Below are 9,821 nucleotides of genomic sequence, written 5' to 3' on the forward strand. Positions count from 1 at the left end.
ACCTGGGGTTTTGCAACGGCGCACCCTGTAAAAGGCGATATCGTCTTTTAGGCAGCAGCACGCCAGAAACGTCTACACTTGCCCGGTTACCTACAGAAAGGGCACCCACGTGGATCTCATCCGCTTAACCACGCGATTTGGAAAACGCTACGCGCCGACGATTGCGCTGGTGATCGTGCTGCAGCTGGTCACGACGCTGGCAACGCTGTACTTGCCGGATTTGAACGCGGACATCATCAATAACGGTGTCGCGCAGGCTGACGTGCCGTACATCTGGCGGGTCGGTCGCACGATGCTGGTGGTGGCGCTGGTGCAGGTCGTGGCGGCGATCGGGGCGACGTGGTTCGCATCCAAGGCCGCGATGAAAACGGGCCGCGATGTCCGCGCGGCGGTGTACGAGCGCGTGACGGGCTTTGACCACGAGGACATGTCACACTTCGGCACCGCCACCTTGGTCACGCGCGGGACGAACGACGTGCAGCAGGTGCAGATGACGTTTCTGCTGTTCATGAACTTTATGGTGGCGGCGCCGATCATGGCTATCGGCGGCATCATTATGGCGTTGCGCCAGGATGCGGGTATGTCGTGGCTGGTGGTCACGGCGGTGTTGGTGCTCACCGTGGTTGTCGGTATCACTGCGGGGTTGTTGATGCCGATGTTTCGCAAGATGCAGTCGAAGCTGGACAACATCAACGGTCTGTTGCGTGAGCAGATCGCCGGCATCCGTGTGGTGCGTGCGTTCGGCCGCGAGGAGTTCGAGGCGCAGCGTTTCACGGAGGCCAACGAGGACATCTCCAGGCTGAGCCTGAACATCGGCCGGGTGTTTGTGACGATGTTCCCGGCGATCATGCTGATCCTGAACCTGGCCACGGCGGCGGTGTTGTGGTTCGGCGGGCATCGTGTCGACGACGGCCTGGTCGAAGTCGGTTCGCTTACCGCGTTTATGCAGTACCTGATGCAGATTCTCATGGCGGTGATGATGGGTGTGTTCATGCTCATGATGCTGCCGCGCGCGATCGTGTGCGCCACCCGCATCGAGGAGGTGCTTGGGCATGAGGTGAAGGCGCCGGCGACGGTGGGGTCGTCGATAAGCAGTGGCGTCGTGCGCTTCGAGGATGTGTCGTACACCTACCCCGGCGCGGAAAAGCCGGTGCTGGAGGAGATTTCGTTTGAGGCGCGTCCGGGCACGACCACGGCAATCATCGGCGCGACCGGCAGTGGCAAAACCACGCTGGTGGGGCTGCTGCCGCGGTTGTATTCGCCCACGTCAGGGCGTGTGCTTATCGACGACACCCCGGTGACCACCATGCCTCGCGCGGATCTCGTGCGGGCGGTGGCGATGGTGCCGCAGAAGCCGTGGCTGTTTTCGGGAACGGTGGCGTCGAACCTGCGCATGGGCAACCCTGAGGCGACCGATGCGGAACTGTGGGCGGCGCTGCGGACCGCGCAGGCGTCGTTCGTGGAGGATCTGGACATGCCGATCTCCCAGGGCGGCACGAACGTTTCCGGTGGTCAGCGCCAACGTCTATGCATTGCGCGGATGCTGGTGGCGGATCCGAAGGTGTATGTGTTCGACGACTCGTTTAGCGCGCTGGATGCCACCACCGAGGCAAACCTGAACGCCGCGATGCGCGAGACGGTTCAGGACCGGACGGTGATTGTGGTGGCGCAGAAGGTGGCGTCGATACGCAATGCGGATCAGATCCTGGTCATGGAGGCCGGGCGCATCGTCGCCCGCGGCACGCATGAAGAACTGCTGGCGCAGTCCGAGACCTACCGTCAGATCGAACGTAGCCAGGCGGAGGTGGACGCATGAGTGAGCAGATGACCGAGTTGTCTGATGAGCAACTCGCCGAATACGAAGAGAAGATGGCCGGCGACGACTTCTCCAGCAAGGCGCCGCGCAAGGCGAAGAACTTCTGGCCGTCCGCGAAACGCCTGCTTGGGCTGCTCGCCCCCTACAAGGCGGCGCTGACGGCGGTGTTTGTCATGAACGCCCTGTCCGTCGTGCTTGCCGTCTACGCCCCGCGTGTGATGGGCCGCGCCATGGACGTGATCTTCTCCGGCGTGGTGTCCAAGCAACTCCCGCCCGGCACCACCAAGGAACAAGCCGTCGAAGCGATGCGGGCGGCCGGCCAGGATCGGTTCGCGGACATGGCCGGCGCGATGGACCTCACCCCGGGCAGCGGCATCGACTTTGACCGTCTCCGCGACCTGATCGTGCTGGTCCTGGTGCTGTACTTGGCCTCTGCGGTGTTGATGTGGGCGCAGGGCGCGATCCTGAACAAACTATCCATCCGGGCAGTGTTCAGCCTGCGCGAACGGGTTGAAGCGAAGATCAACCGCCTGCCGCTGTCCTACTTTGATACCCGTCAGCGTGGCGACGTCATGTCGCGCACAACCAACGACGTAGACAACGTCCAGCAAGCCCTACAGCAGTCGTTGTCCTCGCTGTTCAACGCGATCCTGACCGTCGTTGGCATCCTGGTCATGATGTTCGCCATCTCCTGGCAGTTGGCACTCGTCGCCCTGCTGGCCATTCCGCTGACCGGCCTGGCCATGGCGGTGGTAGGCACGCGAAGCCAGAAGCAGTTCACCACCCAGTGGAAGGCCACCGGCGACGTCAACGGGCATGTCGAGGAGTCCTTCTCCGGCCATGACGTGGCGGTCATCTTCGGCCGTACCGACCAGCTGCGCGCCCAGTTCGACGAACGCAACGAGGAACTCGCCGGCGCTGCCCAGAAGGCGCAGTTCCTGGCCAACTCGATGCACCCGATCATGCAGTTCGTCTCCTACCTGTCGTACGTGGCCATCGCGGTACTCGGTGGTGTGAAGGTCGCCTCCGGTCGCCTCACGCTTGGGGATGCCACCGCGTTCATCCAGTACTCCCGCCAGTTCAACCAGCCGCTCGGCGAAATCGCCGGCATGATGCAGATGCTGCAATCCGGCGTCGCGTCCGCTGAGCGCGTCTTCGAGCTACTCGACGCAGAGGAGGAACCCGAAGACCAGGCCCCGGACCGCAAGGGCAAGCGCGTCGAAGGTCTCGTGGAGTTCGACGACGTCTCCTTTGGTTACGGGACGGATCGCAGCGACGCTCCCCCGCTCATCGAGCACCTGAACCTACGCGTCGAACCGGGCCAGACCGCCGCGATCGTCGGCCCCACCGGCGCCGGCAAAACCACGCTGGTGAACCTGATCATGCGGTTCTACGACGTCGACGCGGGTGCGATCACCATCGACGGCACCGACATCCGAGACATGCCTCGCGCCGAGCTGCGCAGCCAGATCGGCATGGTGCTGCAAGACGCCGTGCTGTTCAAGGGCACGATCATGGAAAACATCCGCTACGGCCGCCTCGACGCCACCGACGAGGAGGTCATCGCCGCTGCGAAGGCCACCTACGTGGACCGTTTCGTGCACGCGCTGCCAGAGGGCTACGACACCATCGTCGACCAAGACGGCGGCTCCATCTCCGCAGGTGAGCGCCAACTGATCACCATCGCGCGCGCGTTCCTCTCCCAGCCCGCACTGCTGATTCTCGACGAAGCCACCTCCTCAGTGGACACCCGCACCGAGGTGCTGGTCCAGCAGGCGATGAACGCGCTGCGCTCCAACCGCACCTCATTCGTCATCGCACACCGCTTGTCGACGATCCGCGGCGCCGACACCATCCTCGTCATGGAACACGGAACGATTGTGGAGCAGGGCAGCCACGCTGAGCTCGTCGCAAAGCAAGGCGCATATTGGAAACTGCACCAATCGCAATTCGGAGAGGACTAGGAGAGTTCTCCCAGCGTTCACCCAGATTTCACTCTGCGTGTGTACGGTCAGCGCGAACGACTGCCGTACACGAGTGATTGGGCGAGCATGAACACACACGCAGCGGGCGGGGGCACCGCGCTTAAGGAAGCAGCACCGGAAAACCCGGAGAACACCGCCACCCGGAAGGATGACGCTCCCAAGGATCCACTGGGCTTTTTGCCTCTCGACGGCGCCGCCAAGCAGGCCGCGAACTGGATCGCCGTAGCGCTCGGTGTTTGGCTGCTGCTCAACGGCGTGGGCATGATCGGCGACGGCTTCAAAATGGTTGCCGGCGACCAGGCCAAGGAACTGTTCTCGTTTGCCGAGAACCCGTTCGTCGGCCTTGCCATTGGTGTGGTGGCCACGGCGATTATTCAGTCGTCGTCGACCACCACCTCGATTGTGGTCGGCATGATCGCCGGTGGCCTACCGCTGAGCATTGCGGTACCGATGCTCTTCGGCGCCAACATGGGTACCTCGGTGACCTCCACCCTGGTCGCGCTCGGCCTGGCGGGTAACAAGACCCAGTTCAAAAACGGTTTCTCCATGGCGACCGTGCACGACTTCTTCAACCTCATCGCCATCTTGATCTTCTTCCCGCTGGAGATCTTCACCGGCTTCTTGTCGCGCACCGCGTCGGCGATCGCGCCGTCGCTGAGCGGCCAGGGCGAAGGTGTTGTCGCCGGTGCCTTCGAGGCCATCGGCGACGGGCTGGATACCATCACCGAACCGCTCGTTGCCCTGGCTGGCAGTCTTGTTTCCCCGCTTGGCGACATGTGGGGCGGCATCGTCCTGTCCATCGTCGGCATCGCACTGATTCTGTGGTCCATCCAGTTCATCGGCAACCTGCTCAACGCCCTGCTGGTGGGCAAGGCCCAAGAGATCCTCTACGCCGCGCTGGGCAAAAACTCGTTTGTCGGCCTGCTCTCCGGCGCGGTAATCACCACCCTGGTGCAGTCCTCCTCCACCACCACCGCACTGACGGTGCCGCTGGCGGCCTCCGGCAAGTTCGAGGTCCGCACGCTGTTCCCGTTCGTGGTCGGCGCGAACATCGGCACCACCGTCACCGGCCTGATCGCCGCGTTCGCTGTCTCCGGCGCGGACGCCGAAGCCGCCATGGCAGGCGCGCTGGTGCACACCCTATTCAACGTGTGCGCCGCAGCCGTGATCCTTGGCATCCCGTTCATGAGCAAACTGCCGCCGGCCGGTTCTGACTGGCTCGCCGGCCTCGCCGTAAAGAACAAGCTCTACGTCTTCCTCTGGATCGGCGGAGTGTTCTTCGCTATCCCGATCCTCGCCGTTTTCATCTCCAACGCGCTCACCTAAGGAGCAGCACCATGACCGACGCGAACCAGACACCAGACCTGTCGCCAATGGCACAGGAACTCATCCAGAACGAAGCCCCCGACAACGCCCTTGTGGCCCTGCTCAACGAGCTCGAGGAAACCGCCGCTGAACTTCGCGACGAGCTCGCCGCCCGCCACGCCACCAACCAAGCACTACTTAACGACGACACCGACGCCGACACCGACCACCACGCGCGCTACAAGAAAACCAACCCGAACGTCACCCCAGAGCAGGAAGAAGAGCTGGAGAACTTCCCCGAATACTGGGCCAACGCGCAAGGGTCCTGGTCGAGCCTGTTCAAACTGCTTCGCGAGTTCCGCGTCGAAATGCGAAAGGGTCACAACGATGCGTAAAACCCTCACCGCCGCACTCGCGGCCGCGGCGGCGCTGACGCTGGGCGCCTGCTCCGATTCCGGTTCTGGTTCCGGTGCCGGCGAGGCGTTCACCATCACGGGCTCGTCGACAGTCGAGCCGATCACGCGCTACATGCTCAACCGCTACAACTTCGACGCCGAGCTTGAGGCAGTTGGTTCGACCGACGGCTTTGACAAGTTCTGCGCAGGCGACGCCGACATCAACGACGCCTCCGTCGCCATTCCCGGCAGCGAATCCTCCGTTGACTACCAGGCACAATGCGCCGAGGCCGGCGTGGACTTCTTCGAGTTGCCGATTGGTCTGGACGCGATCACCATCGTCAAACACGCCGACAACGACTGGGCCACCGACCTGACTGTCGAGCAACTCCACGACATCTGGTCGAAGGAATCCACCGTCACCACCTGGTCCGACATCGACCCATCTTGGCCGAACGAGAAAATCAACCTCTACGGGCGCCCCACCGGCTCCGGCACCCTCGGCGTGTTCGAGGACATGGTGCTTGGCAACGACACCATCCGCGACGACTACCAATCCAGCGACGACATCCAAGAACTGTCCACGTGGGTCTCCGAAGACGTCAACGGCCTGAGCTTCATGGGCATCGGCAACTACCTAGCCACCGAGGGCACGGTGCGCAACAAGATCGACAACGTACTCGTCGACGGCATCGCCCCCACCGCCGACGAAGCCAAGAGCGGCAACTACCCCCTGTCGCGCCCGCTGTTCATCTACGTCAACGCGGAATCGGCGAAGAAGGACAACGTCGGCGAGTTTGTCACCACCTACCTCGACAACGCCGAAGCAGTCATGCCGCGCGTGTACTTCTACCAGCTGCCCGAGGAGGTCTACGACGCCACAAAGCAGCGCTTCGCCGACGGCACCACAGGTATCGACGAACAGTGGCACGCATTGAACTAACATCGCGTCCATGAGCACCCCTTACGGCAACTTCCGCATCGGCGACCAAGAGCGCATGGACGCCATGGACATCCTCGGCCGCGCGCTCGGCGAAGGCCGGTTGGACATGGCCGAGTTTGACAACCGGTGCCAAGCCGTCGCCGAGGCCCAAACGCAGCAGGACCTGCAGCCGATTTTGGGGGATTTGCCGACGGGCCGGGGCGGTGGGGTCGTCGATAAGCAAGTGTCCGACGATGCGGTCCTGTACAGCCAAGCCGAAATCATGCAGGCACGCCGCTCCGGGCGCCGCACCCGCGCCGGCGTGTTCTGGCTCGGCACCATCGGCTCCATCGGCCTGGTGAGCATCTTCGGAGCCGCGGGATCAACTGCGCTGTCCGGCCTGTCGCTACTGCTCATCCCCACCCTGTTCATCCTGCTCTACGTAATGAAGGTTGGGCCCGACTCCTGGTACACCCCCAGCCTGCGCCAACTCGAACAACAGCGCCGCCAAGAAATCAAACGCCGCCAACTCGAAATCGAAGCCGCCCAGGTCCACCAGCAGGCCCTCATGCGCGCACAACGCAAAGACCAAATCAACCAAATGACCAACGACGCGCTCAACATCGCGCAAGACACCGTCAATCGCTTCCGCCGGAAGTAGACCCGGCCTACAGTGGTAACCCATGAGCGAGCCACTGAAACCGCACCGCCACTTCGACCAGGCGGAAAAACTCAAGAACGTCTTCTACGACATCCGCGGCCCCGTCACCGCCACCGCCGAGCAGATGGAACGTGACGGGCACACCATTTTGAAACTCAACACCGGCAACCCCGCCGTGTTCGGTTTCGAAGCGCCCGACGTGATCATGCGCGACATGATCGCCAACCTGCCCACCTCCCAGGGCTACACCACCTCCAAAGGCATCACCTCCGCCCGCCGCGCAGTGGTCACCCGCTACGAAATGATCGAAGACTTCCCGCACTTCGACATCGACGACGTCTACCTCGGCAACGGTGTGTCCGAACTGATCAGCATGGTCACCCAAGCCCTGCTTAACGACGGCGACGAAATCCTCATCCCCGCCCCCGACTACCCGCTGTGGACCGCCGCCTCCACGCTCGCCGGCGGCAACGTCGTCCACTACCGTTGCGACGAAGAGGACAACTGGAATCCGTCCCTGGAAGACATTCGCTCGAAGATCACCGACCGCACCAAGGCGATCGTGGTCATCAACCCCAACAACCCCACCGGCGCCGTCTACTCCCGCGAGATCCTAGAAGGCATCGCCGACATCGCCCGCGAGCACGAGCTCATGGTCCTTGCCGACGAAATCTACGACCGCGTACTTTACGACGACGCCAAGCACATCTCCATGGCCGAAGTCGCCCCCGACCTCCTCTGCATCACCTTCAACGGCCTGTCCAAGGCGTACCGCGTCTGCGGGTACCGCGCCGGATGGATGGTCGTAACCGGCCCGCGCCGCCGCGCCAAGGGATTCATCGAAGGGCTTGATCTGTTGTCGGGTACCCGCCTGTGCGCCAACGTGCCCGGCCAACACGCCATCCAGGTCGCGTTGGGAGGCCGCCAGTCCATCTACGAACTCACCGGCGCCGGCGGCCGCCTACGCAAACAGCGCGACATCGCCGTCCGCAAACTGCGCGAAATCCCCGGCATCTCCGTCGTCGAACCCAAGGGTGCGTTGTACTGCTTCCCCAAAATCGACGCCGAAATGTACAACATCCACGACGACGAACGATTCATGCTCGACCTCCTCAAATCCGAGAAGATCCTCATGGTCCAAGGCACCGGCTTCAACTACCCCACTCCCGACCACTTCCGCGTGGTCACCCTGCCGTGGGCGTCCCAGTTGGAAAACGCCATCGAGCGCCTCGGCAACTTCCTGGCGGACTACCACCAGCACTAGGGGTTGTTGGCGGTTGGCGGTTGGGCGCCCCTTTCCGAAAATAGTTCCCGGCCGGGGAACTATTTGGGGGTTTCGACCCTTTCTCGCCGGCATTCCCCCAGGTCGGCACCTCGGAAAGGCAAAATAGTTCCCGGTTTCGCGCTGATGCCGGGAACTATTTTGCACGCCCGCCTGCTACGGGTGTTAAGGCCTCCTCCCTGACAGATTCCACAAAATCTGTCAGGGCCAATTTCTGACCAGGCGCGATGCCGGTCGCTGACAGATTCCGCCGCAATCTGTCAGCCGCGAGGGGTTGTGAGTGGCCGACACCTACCCCGACTTACAGCAGCACAAACCCCTTGACCCCAAACGGACGCTGCCATAGTATCGACGAGGAATTGTCCCCGAAGGAAGGAGTAGGCCGTGCTCATGTTCCGTGTTTCCGCCTAACACGAAACAGAAAGTTGAATGAGCATGCCTATTTCCCTAAATAACGTCTCCCTCGAGTGGCCTAACGGAACCTCCTGCTTCTCGGACTTGAATGCCATATTTTCAAGTCACCTGACCGGCTTAATCGGCGATAACGGTTCCGGAAAAACGACTCTGATCAGGGTCATTCTCGGCGAGCTACAGCCGAGCACTGGTTCGGTCGAACGCCCGTCGAAAATCGCTTACCTACCTCAGGATCTTGGGCTGCAACCGGACACTACGGTTTCGGACGTCTTTGGGGTTACCGAAATCATCGAGGCAATCAACGCCGTCGAAGGTGGCCAGTTCAATCCCGAATTGTTCGAGCTCATTGGTGACCGGTGGGATGCCGCCGAAGAAACTCAGGCTGTGTTGTCCGCTCACGGCCTCCCGCTCAACTTGGACAGGCCGCTGTCTACCATGTCCGGTGGAGAGGCTGTTCGTGTTGCACTAGCTGCGCTCATGTCTGACAACCCCGATTTCATCGTGATGGACGAGCCAACAAACAACCTCGATGCGGAAGCGAAAGCCCAGCTGATTCGTTCTCTTTCCAAATCCACTGTTCCTGCGATTGTGGTGAGCCACGATCGCGACTTGTTGGATTCCGTGGACGAAATTGCAGAACTTCACGACGGGAAGCTACGTCTTTTCCCCGGCAACTACTCCACCTACCGCGAAACTCTGGCCAGCGAACAGGACGCAGCGATGCGGGAGGTGCGGGACAAGAAGGCGGTTCACAGTAGGCAGGTTCGGGAGCGTGAGGCGATGCAAACTCGCATTGCCCGGGACGCTCGTCGCGGAAAGAAGTTCGCGGCTAACAAACGCAAACCTGGCATGGCGATGGGGCTGGACAAGGATCGGTCGGAGAAGACTGCTGCTCGGCGTGGTGCGGCTCATGCCGAGTCTGTGGAGTCGTCTCTCGCTGCGTATCGTCACGCACAAGACAAGGTTCGCGACGATCAACATGTGTTCATTGAGCTTCCCGGTACGGCGTGGGGTGTCATGATTCCGGTGGACGGTGAAACC

8 protein-coding genes are annotated in these 9,821 nt (G+C 62.1%); all 8 read left to right on the top strand.

Features of this window, described 5'->3' with window-relative positions:
- Positions 1 to 109: 109 nt before the first annotated feature.
- Positions 110 to 1,816: an ABC transporter ATP-binding protein gene (locus HMPREF3048_RS08450; protein WP_070771863.1), complete on the top strand. Its 1,707-nt coding sequence runs from the start codon at positions 110 to 112 to the stop codon at positions 1,814 to 1,816.
- The gene (locus HMPREF3048_RS08455; protein ID WP_070771864.1) at positions 1,813 to 3,780 is read left to right on the top strand and encodes an ABC transporter ATP-binding protein; all 1,968 of its coding nucleotides are present in this window, start codon (positions 1,813 to 1,815) and stop codon (positions 3,778 to 3,780) included. Before HMPREF3048_RS08450 ends, HMPREF3048_RS08455 begins: the two co-directional genes overlap by 4 nt.
- An 87-nt stretch (positions 3,781 to 3,867) precedes the next feature.
- The gene (locus tag HMPREF3048_RS08460; protein WP_070771865.1) at positions 3,868 to 5,127 is read left to right on the top strand and encodes a Na/Pi symporter; all 1,260 of its coding nucleotides are present in this window, start codon (positions 3,868 to 3,870) and stop codon (positions 5,125 to 5,127) included.
- An 11-nt stretch (positions 5,128 to 5,138) separates the two neighbouring features.
- Entirely contained in the window at positions 5,139 to 5,501 is a 363-nt protein-coding gene (locus HMPREF3048_RS08465; RefSeq protein WP_070771866.1) for a hypothetical protein, read from the top strand.
- Positions 5,494 to 6,444 (top strand): substrate-binding domain-containing protein, encoded by a 951-nt coding sequence (locus tag HMPREF3048_RS08470; RefSeq protein WP_070771867.1) that lies wholly within the window; start codon positions 5,494 to 5,496, stop codon positions 6,442 to 6,444. The genes HMPREF3048_RS08465 and HMPREF3048_RS08470 overlap by 8 nt, the downstream gene beginning before the upstream one ends.
- A 10-nt stretch (positions 6,445 to 6,454) precedes the next feature.
- On the top strand, positions 6,455 to 7,084 hold the full coding sequence (locus HMPREF3048_RS08475) for a DUF1707 SHOCT-like domain-containing protein (protein WP_070771868.1): 630 nt from the start codon (positions 6,455 to 6,457) through the stop codon (positions 7,082 to 7,084).
- A gap of 22 nt (positions 7,085 to 7,106) precedes the next feature.
- A complete protein-coding gene (locus HMPREF3048_RS08480; RefSeq protein WP_070771869.1) occupies positions 7,107 to 8,348 on the top strand; it encodes a pyridoxal phosphate-dependent aminotransferase in 1,242 nt (413 codons plus the stop codon).
- Positions 8,349 to 8,801: 453 nt separating this feature from the next.
- Positions 8,802 to 9,821: ATP-binding cassette domain-containing protein (locus HMPREF3048_RS08485; RefSeq protein ID WP_168167347.1), on the top strand; the 1,020-nt coding region annotated here is incomplete at its 3' end.

Source organism: Corynebacterium sp. HMSC075D04 (genome assembly GCF_001815635.1).
Classification (GTDB): Bacteria; Actinomycetota; Actinomycetes; order Mycobacteriales; family Mycobacteriaceae; genus Corynebacterium; species Corynebacterium coyleae.

Bases quoted from the DNA above. Each gene is read 5' to 3' on its own strand.
- HMPREF3048_RS08455 (WP_070771864.1), top strand. From the start codon at position 1,813: ATGAGTGAGCAGATGACCGAGTTGTCTGATGAGCAACTCGCCGAATAC.
- HMPREF3048_RS08460 (WP_070771865.1), top strand. From the start codon at position 3,868: ATGAACACACACGCAGCGGGCGGGGGCACCGCGCTTAAGGAAGCAGCA.
- HMPREF3048_RS08465 (WP_070771866.1), top strand. From the start codon at position 5,139: ATGACCGACGCGAACCAGACACCAGACCTGTCGCCAATGGCACAGGAA.
- HMPREF3048_RS08470 (WP_070771867.1), top strand. From the start codon at position 5,494: ATGCGTAAAACCCTCACCGCCGCACTCGCGGCCGCGGCGGCGCTGACG.
- HMPREF3048_RS08475 (WP_070771868.1), top strand. From the start codon at position 6,455: ATGAGCACCCCTTACGGCAACTTCCGCATCGGCGACCAAGAGCGCATG.
- HMPREF3048_RS08480 (WP_070771869.1), top strand. From the start codon at position 7,107: ATGAGCGAGCCACTGAAACCGCACCGCCACTTCGACCAGGCGGAAAAA.